At 36.8% G+C, this 17100-nt stretch carries 17 protein-coding genes; 14 read left to right on the plus strand and 3 right to left on the minus strand.

The window, feature by feature from the left end:
- Nucleotides 1-319 precede the first annotated feature (319 nt).
- From MHH42_RS05125 to glpD, 11 genes are all read left to right on the plus strand, one after another.
- Nucleotides 320-1264 carry a ring-cleaving dioxygenase gene (locus tag MHH42_RS05125; RefSeq protein ID WP_000272968.1) on the plus strand — a complete coding sequence of 315 codons (945 nt, stop codon included), beginning with the start codon at nucleotides 320-322 and terminating at the stop codon, nucleotides 1262-1264.
- A 55-nt stretch (nucleotides 1265-1319) separates the two neighbouring features.
- Nucleotides 1320-2297, plus strand: coding sequence for a ring-cleaving dioxygenase (locus MHH42_RS05130; RefSeq protein ID WP_001072582.1), 978 nt, complete (start codon nucleotides 1320-1322; stop codon nucleotides 2295-2297).
- 266 nt (nucleotides 2298-2563) lie between these two features.
- Nucleotides 2564-3658, plus strand: coding sequence for a response regulator aspartate phosphatase (locus tag MHH42_RS05135; protein WP_097854870.1), 1095 nt, complete (start codon nucleotides 2564-2566; stop codon nucleotides 3656-3658).
- The gene (locus tag MHH42_RS05140) at nucleotides 3658-3936 is read left to right on the plus strand and encodes a Phr family secreted Rap phosphatase inhibitor (RefSeq protein WP_098637217.1); all 279 of its coding nucleotides are present in this window, start codon (nucleotides 3658-3660) and stop codon (nucleotides 3934-3936) included. Before MHH42_RS05135 ends, MHH42_RS05140 begins: the two co-directional genes overlap by 1 nt.
- Nucleotides 3937-4174: 238 nt before the next feature.
- A complete protein-coding gene (locus tag MHH42_RS05145; protein ID WP_142331837.1) occupies nucleotides 4175-5047 on the plus strand; it encodes an alpha/beta fold hydrolase in 873 nt (290 codons plus the stop codon).
- A gap of 80 nt (nucleotides 5048-5127) precedes the next feature.
- Nucleotides 5128-5328 carry a sporulation YhaL family protein gene (locus MHH42_RS05150; protein WP_000404439.1) on the plus strand — a complete coding sequence of 67 codons (201 nt, stop codon included), beginning with the start codon at nucleotides 5128-5130 and terminating at the stop codon, nucleotides 5326-5328.
- 221 nt (nucleotides 5329-5549) lie between these two features.
- The gene (locus MHH42_RS05155) at nucleotides 5550-5999 is read left to right on the plus strand and encodes a helix-turn-helix domain-containing protein (protein WP_098637218.1); all 450 of its coding nucleotides are present in this window, start codon (nucleotides 5550-5552) and stop codon (nucleotides 5997-5999) included.
- A gap of 97 nt (nucleotides 6000-6096) precedes the next feature.
- On the plus strand, nucleotides 6097-6657 hold the full coding sequence (gene glpP, locus MHH42_RS05160) for a glycerol uptake operon antiterminator GlpP (protein WP_340892961.1): 561 nt from the start codon (nucleotides 6097-6099) through the stop codon (nucleotides 6655-6657).
- A gap of 224 nt (nucleotides 6658-6881) precedes the next feature.
- The gene (gene glpF / locus MHH42_RS05165; RefSeq protein ID WP_001272192.1) at nucleotides 6882-7703 is read left to right on the plus strand and encodes a glycerol uptake facilitator protein GlpF; all 822 of its coding nucleotides are present in this window, start codon (nucleotides 6882-6884) and stop codon (nucleotides 7701-7703) included.
- A gap of 12 nt (nucleotides 7704-7715) precedes the next feature.
- Nucleotides 7716-9206 carry a glycerol kinase GlpK gene (gene glpK / locus MHH42_RS05170; protein WP_000759981.1) on the plus strand — a complete coding sequence of 497 codons (1491 nt, stop codon included), beginning with the start codon at nucleotides 7716-7718 and terminating at the stop codon, nucleotides 9204-9206.
- Between the two features lie 133 nt (nucleotides 9207-9339).
- Entirely contained in the window at nucleotides 9340-11022 is a 1683-nt protein-coding gene (gene glpD, locus MHH42_RS05175) for an aerobic glycerol-3-phosphate dehydrogenase (RefSeq protein ID WP_000672822.1), read from the plus strand.
- Nucleotides 11023-11222: 200 nt separating this feature from the next.
- Here glpD and MHH42_RS05180 read toward each other — a convergent pair whose 3' ends face one another.
- Entirely contained in the window at nucleotides 11223-11387 is a 165-nt protein-coding gene (locus MHH42_RS05180) for a hypothetical protein (RefSeq protein WP_000561154.1), read from the minus strand.
- Between the two features lie 310 nt (nucleotides 11388-11697).
- Here MHH42_RS05180 and MHH42_RS05185 point away from each other — a divergent pair, with 310 nt between their 5' ends.
- Genes MHH42_RS05185 through MHH42_RS05195 form a run of 3 tightly spaced genes read left to right on the plus strand, consistent with a single transcriptional unit; the run spans nucleotide 11698 to nucleotide 13922 of the window.
- On the plus strand, nucleotides 11698-12231 hold the full coding sequence (locus MHH42_RS05185; protein WP_016107971.1) for a sigma-70 family RNA polymerase sigma factor: 534 nt from the start codon (nucleotides 11698-11700) through the stop codon (nucleotides 12229-12231).
- A 4-nt stretch (nucleotides 12232-12235) separates the two neighbouring features.
- Nucleotides 12236-12643 (plus strand): PadR family transcriptional regulator, encoded by a 408-nt coding sequence (locus tag MHH42_RS05190; RefSeq protein WP_000390179.1) that lies wholly within the window; start codon nucleotides 12236-12238, stop codon nucleotides 12641-12643.
- A 7-nt stretch (nucleotides 12644-12650) separates the two neighbouring features.
- Nucleotides 12651-13922, plus strand: coding sequence for an FtsW/RodA/SpoVE family cell cycle protein (locus MHH42_RS05195; RefSeq protein WP_097837742.1), 1272 nt, complete (start codon nucleotides 12651-12653; stop codon nucleotides 13920-13922).
- A 110-nt stretch (nucleotides 13923-14032) separates the two neighbouring features.
- Here MHH42_RS05195 and MHH42_RS05200 read toward each other — a convergent pair whose 3' ends face one another.
- Together MHH42_RS05200 and helD are read right to left on the minus strand one after the other, a co-directional pair.
- The gene (locus tag MHH42_RS05200) at nucleotides 14033-14596 is read right to left on the minus strand and encodes a hypothetical protein (RefSeq protein ID WP_340892962.1); all 564 of its coding nucleotides are present in this window, start codon (nucleotides 14594-14596) and stop codon (nucleotides 14033-14035) included.
- Between the two features lie 86 nt (nucleotides 14597-14682).
- On the minus strand, nucleotides 14683-17016 hold the full coding sequence (gene helD, locus MHH42_RS05205) for an RNA polymerase recycling motor HelD (protein ID WP_340892963.1): 2334 nt from the start codon (nucleotides 17014-17016) through the stop codon (nucleotides 14683-14685).
- Nucleotides 17017-17100: the final 84 nt, after the last annotated feature.

The raw sequence follows: 17100 nt of genomic DNA on the forward strand, positions 1-17100 counted from the left end.
CCACATAGAGATTAATGATTTTACACCCTAAATGTTATTTAACTAAAAAAATATCTCAAATTCGAGATTTTTCGCTTGCTTTTTAATCACTTGAGTTGTAAAGTGATAGTAACGAAAGCAAATGAGTCATATGAAAAACATACACTCAGTTGTTTTCGTCTTACACAGTAAAATAATGTATGAATGAATTCAATGCAGCTTATTTAGTAAAAACTACGACTAAGTTATAAAAACATAATGAGAATAAATTGAAAAGCTAAGAAGCATATTATTTTTTTGGTTATCACTTGACTAGTAAAATGAAACGGAGGAATGACCGATGTATGAAATTAAAGGGCATCATCACATTTCAATGGTTACGAAAAACGCAAATGAAAATAATCACTTTTATAAAAACGTGCTTGGTTTACGTCGTGTGAAAATGACGGTAAATCAAGACGATCCGTCAATGTATCACTTATTTTACGGAGATAAGACAGGAAGCCCAGGTACGGAGCTATCATTTTTTGAAATTCCTTTAGTAGGAAAAACATATCGTGGTACGAATGCGATTACTCGAATTGGATTACTCGTTCCGTCAGAGGACAGTTTGCAATACTGGAAAGAACGATTTGAGGAATTTGGTGTGGAACATAGTGAAATGACAACATATGCAAATCGTCCTGCTTTGAAATTTGAGGATTTTGAAGGACTTCGTTTCGTACTACTCGTTTCAAACGGCGAAAAAGTGAAGCATTGGGAAACGTGGGAGAAATCAGAAGTTCCTGCAAAGCATCAAATTCAAGGAATGGGTGCTGTGGAAATGACAGTGCGTAGACTTGATAAAATGGCGAGTACACTTACAGAAATGTTTGGTTACACAGAGGTTAGCCGAAATGATGAAGAAGCAATTTTTCAGTCTATAAAAGGAGAGGCCTTTGGAGAAATCGTTGTGAAATATTTAGATGGTCCTTCTGAAAAGCCGGGCCGCGGTAGTATTCATCATTTAGCAATTCGTGTGAAAAACGATGCAGAGCTTGCCTATTGGGAAGAACAGGTGAAACAAAGAGGCTTCCATTCTTCAGGAATCATCGACCGTTTCTATTTTAAAAGCTTATATTTCCGTGAATCAAACGGAATTCTATTTGAAATTGCGACAGATGGACCAGGATTTACAGTTGATGGAGATGTGGAGCATTTAGGAGAAAAACTTGATTTACCACCATTCTTAGAAGATCAGCGAGCAGAAATTGAAGCAAATTTAGCTCCGATTGAAGAGAAGTAATAGAAGAAAAAATACAACCTTAATATATAAATGAAAACCATTGGAGGAATATAAAATGAACCAATTAAAAGGAATTCACCACGTTACAGCGATTACGAGTAGTGCAGAAAAGAACTATGAATTTTTCACTCATGTTTTAGGAATGCGTTTAGTTAAAAAAACGGTAAACCAAGATGATATTCAAACGTACCATTTATTCTTTGCAGATGATAAAGGTAGTGCCGGGACAGATATGACATTCTTTGACTTCCCAGGTGTTCCAAAAGGAGTACACGGTACAAATGAAATTTCAAAAACTTCATTCCGCGTTCCAACTGATGCAGCATTATCATATTGGGTGAAACGCTTTGACCGTCTTGAAGTGGAACATACAGGAATTAAAGAGCAATTTGGTAAGAAAACTCTTTCTTTCGTTGATTTTGATGATCAACACTATCAATTAATCTCGGATGAACTTGATAAAGGGATAGAATCAGGTACACCGTGGCAAAACGGTCCAGTTCCATTAGAATATGCAATTACTGGTTTAGGACCTGTATTCATTCGTATTGCGAACTTTAGCTTCTTTAAAGAAGTGTTAGAAAAAGTTCTATTATTTAAAGAGATTGCGCAAGAAGGAGAATTCTATTTATTTGAAGTGAACGAAGGTGGAAACGGTGCATCTGTCATTGTAGAACATAATACAGTTCTTCCTGAAGCACAACAAGGTTTTGGTACAGTGCACCATGCTGCATTCCGCGTAGAAGATCGTGCGGTATTAGAAGAATGGATTGAAAGAATAGGTAGCGTTGGTCTCCCTTCATCTGGTTATGTAAACCGTCACTTCTTCGAGTCATTATACGCAAGAGTGGCACCGCAAATTTTATTTGAATTCGCAACAGACGGCCCAGGGTTTATGGGAGATGAGCCATACGAAACACTTGGAGAAAAATTATCTTTACCTCCATTCCTAGAGCCAAAACGTGAAGAAATTGAAAAATTAGTTCGTCCAATTGATACAGTGAGAAGTACGAAGGAATTTATTAAAGAGTAAAAATGTACGTTGCTGTTTAGATATAATAAGTAGAAGAGCAAGTAGTTTTAGCGAATAGCTGAAATTGCTTGCTTTTTATTTGGTCTATAAAGTTTTCTGATAAATGTTTCTCAAGTTTTTGAAATAGAAATATTTGGTATAATGATTTTAAATTATAAATTTTCTGATAATTATTTTTCAATACATAGAAAAGAGGTGATAATATACAATTTGGATAATTGTATAAATATCCCAAATTTATAATTTGGCAAGGGAGAGGCGAAAGTATGGGAACGAATATAGTAACGAAGGAGCAAATGAAACATTCTTTAGATGATTGGTATCGTGTAATGTTGCAGCAACAAATAGAGCAAGTTACGGAAATGAAAGAGGAGATTGATAGTAAGATTAGTGGTTTGGAAGTGGATCAAGATGTATTACTTTATCATGCGTTATTGAACTTTAGATACGATGCATTAGTTGATTGGATTGGGGTTAGAGAAGATAGTTTTGATAAAGTGGAATCTTTCGAAATTCCGACAGAAGGCTTTTTAGCGTATTACTATCACTTCTTTAAAGGATTTCATTGTACATTAATTTCAAATTATAACGAAGCGAAAGAACAGTATGAACAAGCTGAGAAGTTATTGAAATATATTGCAGATCCGATAGAGCATGCGGAGTTTAATTATCGAATGGGGAATTTTTATTACCAAAAATATGACCAAGTTCATGCAATAGATTACTTGAATAGAGCCAAAGCGGCATTTTTGAAATATCCAGGCTATGAAATAAAAGTAGGATTATGTGAAAATGCTTTTGGGCTATGTTGCGTAGACATAGATCACTATGAATTAGCGGAAGAGAACTTTAATGCTGCTATGGAAGTATTGCAAAAAGCAAATCAAAAAAAATATATGCTAATGGTTCGACATAATTTAGCTTGGCTTTATGCCAGTCAAAACCTTTCAAAATTAGCGATTCGCCATATATCTGAGGTGACAAAAAATTACCCAGAACATTTTAAAGCCTTGTTTGTAGAAGCACGTGAACATTACAAATTAGGAGAATATAATTTAGCGAATCCAATTGTTGAAAAAGGTTTAAATATTTGTATTGATTTAGGCGAAAAAGAATTTCAACATCGGTTTAAAATTTTGAAAGAACTCAATGAAAATTCTTCTATATCAATTATTGAAGATGTAATTTTAAAAGGCCTTTCTTATTTTGAGAGAGAAAGATTATGGGATTGTATTCAAGAATACACTGAAATTTTAGCAATGAAATTTTATGAAGTTGATGATCATGTTAAGGCAAGTAAATATTTTTATATGAATAATAAGGCTCAAAAAAATATATTGGAAAAGGGAGCGTTAAAATAATGAAGAAATTTCGTTTAGCTATTGTTGGGGCTGCATTAGTAGGGGTATTATCAATTGGATTCAATAGTTCTTTTACAAATCAAGCTGTAAATATAGGGGACACGGGAGGAGCACCAGCAAGACCAGACTACGTTAATATAGGAGACACAGGAGGGGCACCAGCAAGACCAGACTACGTTAATATAGGAGACACGGGAGGAGCACCAGCCAACTTCAATAAAGGTGACGGTGGCGGTGGCGGTATTAGCAAGCTAGACTCACACGCTGATCATTTTTAATTTAAATAATAAAGTGAAGGGACCTCACAACGAGGTCCCTTTTCTATTTACGGTTAAAAAGAATTGACTTACTTTTAATATGTAACTATAATAGTTACAAAGTAACCATCAGTAATAGAGATGAGTTATATTTTTTTAATATAATTGTAACTGATTCAGTTACAATTAAAAATCAATCATAAAACAACCAAAAAATGTAAAAACTTTAAATAGCAACATGAGAAAGGAGACGGAAATTTTGAAACGGTTTAAGTTTTATATGATTAGCGGTATTGTGCTCGTTTTGTTAGTAGTATGTAACTTCGTCGATAAGCCGATTGCGAAGGTTAGAGAAGTCAAAGATACTGTTATGATGAAGCTGAATACGAAAGAGAGTATGGCACAGATTGATGGGCAGACGATTTACTTTAAGCAAATTGGTGAGGGGAAGCCGCCTTTACTTATGCTTCATGGATTTGGTGGTTCTTCAGATGGGTTTAGTGATATTTATCCGGAACTTGCGAGAGATCATACGATTATTGCAGTTGATATTTTAGGATTTGGGCGTTCTTCTAAGCCGGTTGATTTTCAGTATTCGTTTCCTGCGCAAGTGAATTTATATTATAAGTTAATGAAGAAGCTCGGATACGATCAGTTTGCGGTACTTGGTCATTCGATGGGGGGAGAGATGTCCCTTAATTTAGCGTATTTATATCCGGACGCAGTGACACATCTCGTTTTGGCGGATTCTACAGGAATCGAGTCTTTCCAGCAAAAAGAAAGTTATGAAGTGCCGCCCCTATCAACGGATCTTCAAACTGTAACAGAGATTACGGATTATAATAAAAATGAAGTGAAAAATAGACGTGATGATAAAGAGCATTACAATCAGCTTACGAAAATGAGAGAGCGCCGCATTGCGATGGAGGCCGATAGAATTAAAGTACCGACTTTAATTATATGGGGACGACATGATAAGAGCGTTTCTTGGAAAAACGGTGAGCTGTATCATCAGTTATTTACAAATAGTACATTTCATATTATTGAAAAAGGATACCATGCTCCGTTCCGCCAAGAGCCAATCGAATTTATGGAATATGTACAAGCATTTTTCTCAAAGCATCCACAATAAAAAGTTTTTAAGCATAAATCCACTTCTTTCCTCATACAGTGAAACTAATAAGGCTTGTCTAAGGAAAGGAATGAAGTGATTTGGAAATTTTACCATGGTGGGTTTATCTTGTAATTGTTGGGATTGTACTAAGTGGTTACATGGTTTTATATACTTCAAAAAAAGAGCAAGAGATGGATAATGAGTTTATCGAAAAAGAAGGCGAAGTATATATGAAACGTTTAGAAGAAGAGCGTGAGAAACGTAATCAGGATAGTGATAAAGATTCGGTATTACTTTAATAGAAACTTTTGAAGAAGAGAAAAGAGTTTAGTTTCTCTTCTTTTTATTTTTCGGGAAATTATTATAGAAGAAAAATATAAAAAATTTGCATGACATAAAGTGCGCAATGGCTTTATGTTAAGGTGTAACGCATAAGTTGCGTAGGTTATGCAACGATAACTAGCTTTACTCTTCATCATTTGTTTGACCATACTAGGCGTAGAGAGGTGATAAACACAGTATGATTTTTAGCGAGCGTTTAAAAGAAGAAAGGGAAAAAAGAAATTGGTCGCAAAATGATTTGGCTGAAAAACTTCATGTAAGTAGGCAGTCTGTTTCGAAATGGGAAACAGGAAAGAACTATCCGAGCATTGAAATTATTATTCATTTAAGCGATCTGTTCGGTATTACGATTGATGAGTTATTGAGGAGTGATGAAGAGTTGACACAGAAAGTTATTGAAGATAGTAAGCAATTGGCATATCCAAAATGGAAGGTGTTTTTTGATAGTTTATTTATGATGGGCGTATTTTTGTTTGTTACAAAAATCGTTGTGTGGATGTTAAATAAGTTTGCAGGAGCGAGCATTACAATTGTAGCAGACGCACCGTATATAATGAACTTTCTACCTCTTATATTAATGATTATAGGTGGCACAGTTTCTGATAAGTTGAAGAAAATATATAAATAGAGGAAAGGTTTGAAAGAAATTCCCTACACTAGCTGTTCTTTTCATATAAATTGTGTACTATAAAGGATAGGATGATATAAAGAAGGGGACATTTAGAATGGAATTTCATGAACAAAAGATTTTGCCAGCAGTGAGGCAAATTAAAGACTTGGAAAAGCTATTACATAGTTCGTATGAATATATTGTTATTTTAGATATTCATGTTGGTCAATTGAAGAGTGTTGTTTCACTCGCGAAGCAACACGGTAAAAAGGTGTTTTTACATGTTGATTTGATCCATGGGTTACAAAGTGATGGGCATGCGACGGAGTTTTTATGCCAAGAATATAAACCGTACGGGTTATTGTCAACAAAGGCGAGCGTAATTATGAAGGCGAAGCAAAAGGGTGTCGTCTCCATTCAACGCATCTTTTTAATTGATTCTAGCGCGATGGAAAAGAGCTGTAATTTGCTAGAAAAGACGAAACCGGATTATATAGAGGTGCTTCCTGGTGCGCTAACGGATGTAATCGCTGAAGTGAAAGAGCATACAGGTGTACCAATTTTAGCAGGTGGTTTTATTCGTACTGTGGAGGATGTTGAAAGAGCTCTAAATGCTGGTGCGACAGCGATTACGACATCGAAAAAAGAATTATGGAAACATTACCAAAAAAAGTGACGAAAATGTGAAAAGATTCTGTTGACACCGCTTTCATTAGAGGTTAACATTATAGACAAGTTAATAAACGTGACGGAGAAAAGAAGAGATCCACATTTTATTGTTTCTATATATTATATAGAAGCATGTAAGCTGTGGATCTTTTTCTTTTGAAAAAAACGAATGGCCATTCATTTTACCTCTATCACATTTGAACGCATTTAAATTGATTGTGGAGGGATTTTATGTCAGCATTTTTAGGGGAATTAATAGGGACAGCGTTGTTAATCGTACTTGGTGGCGGCGTTTGTGCTGGTGTAAGTTTAAAGAAGTCGTTTGCGAAAGATTCTGGTTGGATTGTAATTACAATGGGCTGGGGCTTAGCGGTAGCGGTTGCAGCGTATGCGGTTGGATCAATTAGTGGGGCACATTTGAATCCAGCTTTAACGATAGGACTAGCATTTAAGGGAGCGTTCCCATGGAGTGACGTACCAGGTTATATCGCAGCACAAATGATTGGGGCAATTATCGGGGCAATTATCGTATATTTACACTACTTACCACATTGGAAAGAAACAGAAGATCCAGGAACAAAGTTAGGCGTATTTGCAACAGGTCCAGCAATTCCGAACACATTTGCAAACCTTTTAAGTGAAATGATTGGAACATTCGTTTTAGTATTTGGTATATTAGCAATTGGAGCAAATAAATTTGCAGATGGATTAAATCCATTTATCGTAGGTTTCTTAATTGTAAGTATTGGTTTATCATTAGGTGGAACAACAGGATACGCAATCAACCCGGCTCGTGATTTAGGTCCGCGTATTGCACACTTCTTCCTTCCGATTGCAGGAAAAGGCGGTTCAAACTGGAAGTATGCATGGATTCCGGTAGTTGGTCCGATTTTAGGTGGATCACTTGCAGGTTTATTCCATCAAGTTGTATTTGAAGGAAAACAAAATTCAGCACTTATTTATGTAATTATTGCAACTGTAGTTGTACTAGCAATCTCATATATGACAAGTAAAAAAAGTGGAAGCACTACAAATAGTAGAAAAGTAGCATAGGGGGAAACCGATATGAAAAAATATATTCTTTCATTAGACCAAGGAACAACTAGCTCACGCGCAATTCTTTTCAATAAAGAAGGGAAAATTGTTCATTCAGCTCAAAAAGAATTTACGCAACATTTTCCAAAGCCAGGCTGGGTAGAACATAATGCACAAGAAATTTGGGGATCTATTTTAGCAGTTATCGCAACTTGCTTAAGTGAAGCGGATGTAAAACCAGAGCAAATCGCAGGTATCGGTATTACGAACCAACGTGAAACAGCGGTTGTATGGGATAAAACGACTGGTAAACCAATTTATAACGCAATCGTATGGCAATCTCGTCAAACAATGGAGATTTGTGATGAGTTAAAAGAAAAAGGTTATAGCGAAATGGTTCGCGAAAAAACAGGTCTTTTAATTGACGCATACTTCTCTGGTACGAAAGTAAAATGGATTTTAGATAACGTTGAAGGTGCAAGAGAAAAAGCAGAAAACGGCGAGTTATTATTCGGAACAATTGATACGTGGCTTGTATGGAAACTATCTGGTGGTAAAGCGCACGTAACAGACTACTCAAATGCATCACGTACATTAATGTTTAACATTCACGACTTACAGTGGGATGATGAGCTTCTAGACATGTTAACAGTACCAAAGAGCATGCTTCCTGAAGTACGTCCATCATCTGAAATATATGGTGAAACAATTGATTATCACTTCTTCGGTCAAAATATACCGATTGCAGGTGTAGCTGGTGACCAGCAAGCAGCATTATTTGGACAAGCTTGTTTCGGTGAAGGTATGGCGAAAAATACTTACGGAACTGGTTGCTTCATGTTAATGAACACAGGTGAAAAAGCAGTAGCTTCTGAGCACGGTCTATTAACAACAATTGCATGGGGTTTAGATGGTAAAGTAAACTACGCATTAGAAGGAAGTATTTTCGTAGCAGGTTCTGCAATTCAGTGGTTACGTGACGGAATGCGCATGTTTAAAGATGCAAGTGAGAGTGAAGTGTACGCATCACGCGTTGAATCAACTGATGGTGTATACGTTGTACCAGCATTCGTAGGACTTGGAACACCTTACTGGGATAGTGAAGTACGCGGCGCTATGTTTGGCGTAACACGCGGTACGACGAAAGAGCACTTCATTCGTGCGACGCTAGAATCTTTAGCATACCAAACGAAAGATGTACTTTGTGCAATGGAAGCAGATTCAGGTATCGAACTAAATACATTACGCGTTGATGGCGGAGCAGTTAAGAATAACTTCTTAATGAAGTTCCAAAGTGATATTTTAGAAGTTCCTGTAGAGCGTCCAGTGATCAATGAAACGACAGCTTTAGGTGCAGCATACTTAGCAGGTCTTGCGGTTGGATATTGGAAAAACCAAGATGAAATTAAAGCACAGTGGCATATGGACAAACGCTTTGAACCAACGATGGAAGCGGAAACAAGCGAAGAGCTATATGCTGGATGGAAAAAAGCAATTGAAGCAACAAAAGCTTTCAAATAATCATAAACAGTGTTATAATGATGACAAGTTAATAATTCGGTAGGAGATTTGGAGAGACCACAACACGCTATAGAGGCGAAATCTATAGCGGAGTTCGTGGTCTCTTTTTTCGTTATCAAAGGGAGGAATTACCATGAAATTTTCAAGTAAACAACGTAAAGACGTATTAAACGGAGTAAATAAACAAGAGTTAGATGTGATCGTAATTGGTGGAGGTATTACTGGTTCTGGTATTGCATTAGATGGGGCAACACGCGGGTTATCAACAATTGTGTTTGAAATGCAGGACTTTGCAGCAGGTACATCAAGTCGTTCTACGAAACTTGTACACGGTGGTCTACGTTATTTAAAACAACTTGAAGTGAAAATGGTAGCAGAGGTGGGGAAAGAGCGTGCAATCGTATATGAGAACGGTCCCCATGTAACAACACCAGAGTGGATGTTACTTCCGTTCCATACAGGCGGTACGTTCGGATCATTCAGTACATCAATTGGTCTTCGTGTATACGACTTCTTAGCAGGTGTAAAACGAAGCGAGCGCAGAAAAATGTTTAACCGTGAAGAAACATTAAACAAAGAGCCTCTTGTGAAAAAAGAAGGATTAAAAGGCGGCGGTTACTACGTAGAATATCGTACAGACGATGCGCGTCTTACAATTGAAGTAATGAAAGAAGCAATTGAGCATGGTGCGAAAGCTGTTAACTACGCAAAAGTAGACAGTTTCTTATATAAAGATGGAAAAGTATGCGGTGTACGTGTAATCGATTTACTAGACGGAGAAGTGTACGAAGTTTACGGTAAGAAAATTGTAAACGCAGCTGGTCCTTGGGTAGATACACTTCGTGAAAAAGATAACTCGAAAAAAGGAAAAGTACTTCAGTTATCAAAAGGTGTTCACTTAGTAATTGATCAAAAACGTTTCCCATTAGGTCAAGCAATTTACTTCGATACACCAGATAAACGTATGGTGTTCGCGATTCCTCGTGGCGGAAAAACATACGTAGGTACAACAGATACGTTCTATGATAAAGATGCAGCTGTACCACACATGACAACAGAAGATCGCACATACATTATTAATGCGATTAACTACATGTTCCCAAGCGTGAAAATTACGGAAAAAGATGTTGAATCAAGCTGGGCTGGTGTACGTCCATTAATTTATGAAGAAGGTAAAAATGCATCTGAAATTTCTCGTAAAGATGAAATTTGGACTTCTGAATCTGGTTTAATTACAATCGCTGGTGGTAAATTAACAGGATACCGCAAAATGGCTGAAATGGTAGTAGACTACGTAACAAACTTACTACAAAAAGAAGGTCATAGTGCATATCCGAAGAGTGACACGAAACATATGCCAATCTCTGGTGGACATGTAGATGGTTCACACGGATTCCAAGCATTCGTTGCGAAAAAAGCAGACGAAGGTACGAAATCTGGTTTAACGAAAGCGCAAGCAGAAGAGTTCGCGAAATTCTACGGCTCTAACGTTGACGTACTATTCGACTTAGCGAAAAAACATAAAGACGAAGCGAAAGAATATAACATGCCGCTTGACGTTCTAATCCCACTGGTATACGCAATGGATTACGAAATGACAGCAAAACCAGTAGACTTCTTCGTACGCCGCAGAGGTGCTGTATTCTTCAACATCCACTGGGTATACGAGTGGAAAGAAGCAGTAATCAACTACATGGCTGCGAAACTAGGCTGGAGCAAAGAAGAGCAAATGAAATACACAGCAGAATTAGAAAAAGCATTAACAGACGCTGTCATTCCTGTAGATCAACAAGAACAAGCAGCTGCGTTAGCGTAAAATAGAAAACCACCTGAAGGGGAGCCTTTAGGTGGTTTTTTTATCTTGACTAAAAATAAATAGAATGTGTTACAATGATGATAGGGTATGTAGTATGAATTTTGCATAAAATAAAAAAGACAGAAGCCTGAGAAACTTCTGCCTTGTGTAACCTAACTTGCTATTGTGGTGGTAGTAGGTGCGGTTATAAGACAATTACATTAACGTTTTAGCCGAGAACCGCCCTTACCTTTTCCACGAAGCAGGGTGGTTCTCGCTTTTTTGTATACAGAAATTAGCCACGGACCGACGTATCTTCTACCGATGACAACGCCAGCTCCGGTTAGGATACCATACACTAATTTAATTACAAACATCGCGATCATATTATCACCTCCCCCCTTTTTTCAAAATGGAAGAGATGATTACCACACCTACTAGTTATAGCGTTAGTAAGTTACTTTTTAATTGTATTATTTTTCAAAATAAGGGACAAGACATATATGTAAAAATAAATGACTCATTCGTGTGTAAAGTGAGGGGGCGATGAGCAAATAAAGATTGATTTTACTCATAGTAAAGAAAAATTAAGAGTTCAAAAAACGGTATGGACATTGCTAACCGTTCTTTTTTTTATGAATGTATAAAACTTTTCCATAGAGTGCGTCGTCTAATATATGGGAAGGAGGAAATAGTGTGGATGAATTAACAGTAGAGATGTTTGAAATAGAAGATAAAGAGGACCTTATCGATGAAATAATGAACAAGTATGGACAAGAAGCCTTACAGCTTGTGTATTCATATGTGAATAATAAAGAGGTTGCGGAGGATTTAACGCAAGATATATTTGTGAAATGCTATAAATCTCTTCATACATATAAAGGGAATTCGAACTTAAAAACATGGTTATGGAGGATTGCAATCAATCATTGTAAGGACTATATAAAAAGTTGGTATAACAAAAGAGTTATCGTTACAGAGGATGACTTTACGTATATGGAGAGTCAAAAAGAAAGTGTGGAACAAACTGTTATTCAAAATGCAGAGGATAGTAGGCTTGCTTCTGCAGTAATGAATTTACCGATAAAATATCGAGAAGTCATTTATCTATTTTATTATGAAGAATTATCAATTAAAGAGATTGCTACGGTAATAGAAGTGAAGGAAAACACGATAAAAACAAGATTGAAAAGAGCTAAGGAACTATTGAAGAAAGGATTGGAGGAATAATCAAATGGAAGATCGATTAAAAGGCTTGCGAAAATCAATGGAGAATACAACTTTTAAACATTTGAGTTTTTCTGATCAGCATCGAAAGCGGGTGCGCGAAAAAATCAATCAATCGTCCGAAAAGGAAGAAGATATCCTTTTAGCAGTGTTGCAACTTCTTATGAATGAAAAAACAGGTTATGAATTGATGCAGTTACTACGTGGGAGAGGAATTCAAAAATTCGAAGGTGATGAAGGATCTCTATACACTTTATTACATCGTCTAGAACAGAATCGCTTTATCCAATCTAGCTGGGATTACGAAGGAGCTAAATATTATCAATTAAATGATAAAGGAAACAAGATGCTGCGAAAGGCTGAGAAGAATGCTACGAAGGCACGATTTATATTAAAAGGATTAGTACAGGAGTGAGAAAAAATTGAATGAAAAAGGGGAGCATTTTTTAAGGGAAGTTACGAACCATATTAAATCAAAAGAAGCCAAGGACTTAGTAGCAGCGGAACTAGATTTTCACTTAAAACAGGCGAAGAATATGTGGGTAGAGAAAGGATTAAGTGAAGAAGTTGCTGAAGATAAGGCTGTTGAGCAAATGGGGAGTCCGATTAAACTTGGCCGGGAACTGAACAAACTGCATAAGCCAAAGGTTGATTGGTTCTTAATTGGTTTATTAGTGGCTGCGATGGGGCTAGGTTTTTTGCCAGTTATAGCTTTTGGATATATGAATGATTTACTAATGGATAAGGTGATATCTGTTGTTCTTGGTATTGCAACAGCGTTAGGAATGATGCTGATTGATTATCGAAAGTTAGAGAGATTAGGATGGTTGTTTTATACAACCGGAGTACTTATCTTGTTAATGCTATACTGCTTTCCGAATGCTGGGATGCTTGGAGAACCGATAATAAAAGTTGGTCCTATTGCAATTGACCGTTTAATGGCAGTGCCGTTCTTTTTTCTAGCTTGGGCTTCTTTTTTCAATAATAGTAGGATAAAAGTAATGCATCTTGTGGCTCTGTATTTATTTTCTTTGTATTTATTCTTAATTGGCGCAGCTTTTTCAGTGATTTTTATTTATATCACGATGGTATTCGTTATGCTTTGGTGGAGTAAGTTAGGGAAGAAAAAGGCATTAATTATTACAATTGTACCAATCTGTTTATTGATTATAGGGGCCTATTTTTCCTGGCCCACAGTAAAAGGAGTTTATTTGGATAGATTTTTAGGGTATTTGAATCCAGAGCGTGATGCACAGGGCGCAGGATTTATGTATATACGTTTAAAAGAGGTAATGTCGTCAGCAGGTTGGTTTGGTACATACGGAGATGTAAAGCTCATCCCTAATCCAGATACTGATTTTGTATTTGCAAGTTTGACTTATTATTATGGATATGTGCTAGCACTGATTCTTTTCTTGATTCTTTCTCTTTTTGTAATAAGGTTAGTGGTCATATCTTATAAAATAAATGACCGGTATGGTAAATTGCTTCTCATTGGAGGCATGACTCTTTTCGTAGTGCAATTCCTTTATAACGTTGGTATGATTTTAGGTTTATTACCGATTACTGCTATATCCTTACCTTTTATTAGTTATGGATTAACACCAACTGTATTTCATGCGCTTTTAATGGGAATCGTACTAAGTGTATATCGACGTAAAGGTATGTCATTTAGAATGAAGAGGACACCTTGATGATGATCAAGGTGTTTTTGTTATATGTAAAAAGAATTCACTATTTTGATTAAGTACAAACGTAAATAGATAGCAAAAGAGGGTTATGATAAATAACCCTCTTTTCGTGTTTAAATAAGTGCACTTGCTTTTATAAAAGTACATAATTCAGAACGAGAGATTGATTCAGCTAGTTGTTGTAAATAGGCGTATTCTTCCGCATCTTTTTCAGAAGTGTTAGGATCCAATAAATGAGAAGAAAGAAGTACATCAATTGTCAGTATATCCGAATCATGAGAAATGATTTTATACCCTGCAAATACAGGGCGTTTTAAATCTTTTACTTTTTGAATCATCTGATGGAAATTCGTAACGCTTATATTGATTTTTGCTAATGGAAAGCATTTTTCGTTAGGATTCTCGATGGTCTTTCTAATTTTATAATCGTATACGTAGTAGTACTTTTCTTGCTGCTCAAGTGCTTGTAATTCCTTCGTTAATAAGTGGTATTTATCTGTAAGTCCAGTTGTGAGTGCATCGTTTTCTTCTCCAACTACTAATGTGAAAGGCCTTGGTGATGAAATTGAAATGGTGCGGACGTTTAAATCAATAAAAGTGGGGTTCAATTGTAAAATGGTATGTAATTTTTCGGTAGGAAACTCACCGTCATAAATAGCAATGAAATAATGATTCATTTTTCCACTCCTTATTTTTTTCTAAAATGATATATTCTATTTTAAAGTTGTAAATCCTGCATAAAAAAGAAACACCTTGATTCGTATCAAGGTGTTGTAATAAGTTCAAAGCTCTCTGAAGCAGCCCCGAGTATAAAAGGACTAACCTCGCCAACGCTATAAAGTTGTAATTCATGCATAGCTCGCGTACAAGCAGTGTAAAACAATCTACGAACGCTCTCATCACTGTACACATCTTTAGAAGCATTATAAATAATAACAGCGTCAAATTCGATACCCTTCGCTAAGTAAGCTGGGATCACGACAATGCCTTGCTCATACTCGGCGGAGTTACTTTTCACGAGTTTAATATTCTCGATATGATTAAGTGCTTCGTAGGCAGCGGCACTTTCAGCTGCGGATTTACATATAATTGCGATTGTATTATGCTGTTGTTTTTGAAGTTCAGCAACTTTGGAAGAAATACAGTCGTGCAGTTCGCTATCATTCGCTACTTTCGTTACTGTAGGCTTCTCACCGTCACGTTCAAATGCGTTAATGTTCTTTCCTTCCGGTACGAGAGCACGTGTAAATTCAATAATCGGTTTTGTGGAACGATAGCTACGAGTTAAGTTGATGCCGTTCGTTTCATCTGGTCCGTATAAGCTAGTAAGTGTATTGAAGTTCACTGTTTCACTCGCATGGGCAAATATTGCTTGGTTAAAGTCTCCGAGCACTGTCATTTTTGCGGCAGGGAAGAGGCGTTTTAAAAACTCGAACTGAAACGGAGAATAATCTTGTGCTTCGTCTACGAGTACGTGTTTAATCGATCTATTCGTTTGGAAGCCTTCAATTAGTTCTTTTAAAAGTAAAAATGGAGTCGCATCCTCGTAATATAATTTTCCTTCATCAAGCATGTTCACAGTTAATGAGCAAATGTCGTCCCATTCTTTCGGCTTTTCTCCAGTAACCCATGATGCATCTGTGAAGAGTTGTTTATATATGCCTGTAAAATTGATGAAACGTAATGTTTGAAGGCCTTTACGAAGCGGCTTCAATTTTTTACGGACAATCATACGTCCAAGTACTTTCGTTTCTTTCTCATAATCATTAAAGGAGTTATCTTCAAACTCGCCTTTTTTCTGTAAGTATTTATAAGCTTTTTGATATTCATCTTTACTAAGTAATTCAATTTCTTCTTCTACCCACGGCTTTTTTAGTTCTGTTTTTTCGATTGCGTCTATTTGTTTGTTTAGCCAATCCGTTAACTTCTCGATTCTATTATGGAAGCGGAGGGAGGAATCCGTATTATAAAATTGCTCTGTAATTTCTTTAGTAGAGGCAATCAATTTCCCTCTAAATTTCATTCCTCTAAATAGCATGCCTGAAGATTCAAGAGATTGTCTGTACGCTCTAATCATCTCGAAAAATTGAGTAGATGCTTTAAATCGAATGCTCGCATTTCTCGTTTTATAAGCAGGGCTATTCGTTTCAGTTAGCATATATTCTAGTTGTTCATAAGGATCTTCAACATCAAACGATTTACTTAGTCTATGGTTTAAATATTCTTGGAATGTGACTTGCTGCATATTTTCTTCGCCGAGTTCTGGCAGTACGTTAGATACGTAACTGTTGAACATAGAGTTAGGGGAGAAGAGAATAATTTGGTCCGCTTTTAGCCATTCGCGATATTTATATAGTAAATAGGCAATACGTTGCAGGGCAGCTGACGTTTTACCACTACCAGCAGCTCCTTGCACGATAAGGAGTCGGCCTTCATCGTGACGAATAATTTCATTTTGCTCGCGCTGAATCGTAGCGACGATACTTTGCATATGTTTATTCGTACCTTTTCCAAGCGCCTGTTGCAGAATTTCGTCGCCAATTGTAAGGCTCGTATCGAACATAGAATCAATCTCGCCATTTTGAATAATGTACTGTAATTTTTTCTCCACATTACCGCGAACTACGCCTCCTGGTGTTTTGTATTCAGCTGGTCCTGGTGGATAGTCGTAATAAACGCTCGAAATAGGTGCGCGCCAGTCGTATATGAGGAAGTTTTCTCCGCTAGCATCGGTAAGCGTAGCGACGCCGATATAAATTTCCTCTGCGGCAGGTTCACCTTCTTCTGTAAAATCAATGCGTCCGAAGTAAGGGGCTTTATGCATACGTCTTAGTGCAGCGAGTCGATTGAAAGTGTGCTTATGTGTAATTTGTGTTACAGCAAGGGACTGAGCTTGTTGCCTTAAGTTGATAACTGTTTCAAGATAATCATCAAAAGTATCCGTGTTCACTTTAACGTCATCCCAAAAGTGTTTACGGATGTTGATTACTTCTGCCCGGCGTCTGCCAGTTTCGTTTTCCAGTTTATCAATTTGCTGCGTAATCGTTTCGATCACGGTATCCAATCGTTTTTGCTCTAGATCAAGTTTTTTGTTCATACGGTAGCACTCCTTTAAAAGTGAAAAATAGAGGTTGACTGAAGATGTGTTTTGGTGTACAATTAAGATACGGATAAATACGTT

It is taken from the genome of Bacillus sp. FSL L8-0099 (assembly GCF_038006385.1).
GTDB lineage: Bacteria > Bacillota > Bacilli > Bacillales > Bacillaceae_G > Bacillus_A > Bacillus_A toyonensis.

What these genes read in the sequence shown, in the direction of transcription:
- MHH42_RS05125 (WP_000272968.1), top strand. Translation starts at nt 320, where the DNA reads ATGTATGAAATTAAAGGGCATCATCACATTTCAATGGTTACGAAAAAC.
- MHH42_RS05130 (WP_001072582.1), top strand. Translation starts at nt 1,320, where the DNA reads ATGAACCAATTAAAAGGAATTCACCACGTTACAGCGATTACGAGTAGT.
- MHH42_RS05135 (WP_097854870.1), top strand. Translation starts at nt 2,564, where the DNA reads ATGGGAACGAATATAGTAACGAAGGAGCAAATGAAACATTCTTTAGAT.
- MHH42_RS05140 (WP_098637217.1), top strand. Translation starts at nt 3,658, where the DNA reads ATGAAGAAATTTCGTTTAGCTATTGTTGGGGCTGCATTAGTAGGGGTA.
- MHH42_RS05155 (WP_098637218.1), top strand. Translation starts at nt 5,550, where the DNA reads ATGATTTTTAGCGAGCGTTTAAAAGAAGAAAGGGAAAAAAGAAATTGG.
- glpP (WP_340892961.1), top strand. Translation starts at nt 6,097, where the DNA reads ATGGAATTTCATGAACAAAAGATTTTGCCAGCAGTGAGGCAAATTAAA.
- glpF (WP_001272192.1), top strand. Translation starts at nt 6,882, where the DNA reads ATGTCAGCATTTTTAGGGGAATTAATAGGGACAGCGTTGTTAATCGTA.
- glpK (WP_000759981.1), top strand. Translation starts at nt 7,716, where the DNA reads ATGAAAAAATATATTCTTTCATTAGACCAAGGAACAACTAGCTCACGC.
- glpD (WP_000672822.1), top strand. Translation starts at nt 9,340, where the DNA reads ATGAAATTTTCAAGTAAACAACGTAAAGACGTATTAAACGGAGTAAAT.
- MHH42_RS05180 (WP_000561154.1), bottom strand. Translation starts at nt 11,387, where the DNA reads ATGATCGCGATGTTTGTAATTAAATTAGTGTATGGTATCCTAACCGGA.
- MHH42_RS05190 (WP_000390179.1), top strand. Translation starts at nt 12,236, where the DNA reads ATGGAAGATCGATTAAAAGGCTTGCGAAAATCAATGGAGAATACAACT.
- MHH42_RS05200 (WP_340892962.1), bottom strand. Translation starts at nt 14,596, where the DNA reads ATGAATCATTATTTCATTGCTATTTATGACGGTGAGTTTCCTACCGAA.
- helD (WP_340892963.1), bottom strand. Translation starts at nt 17,016, where the DNA reads ATGAACAAAAAACTTGATCTAGAGCAAAAACGATTGGATACCGTGATC.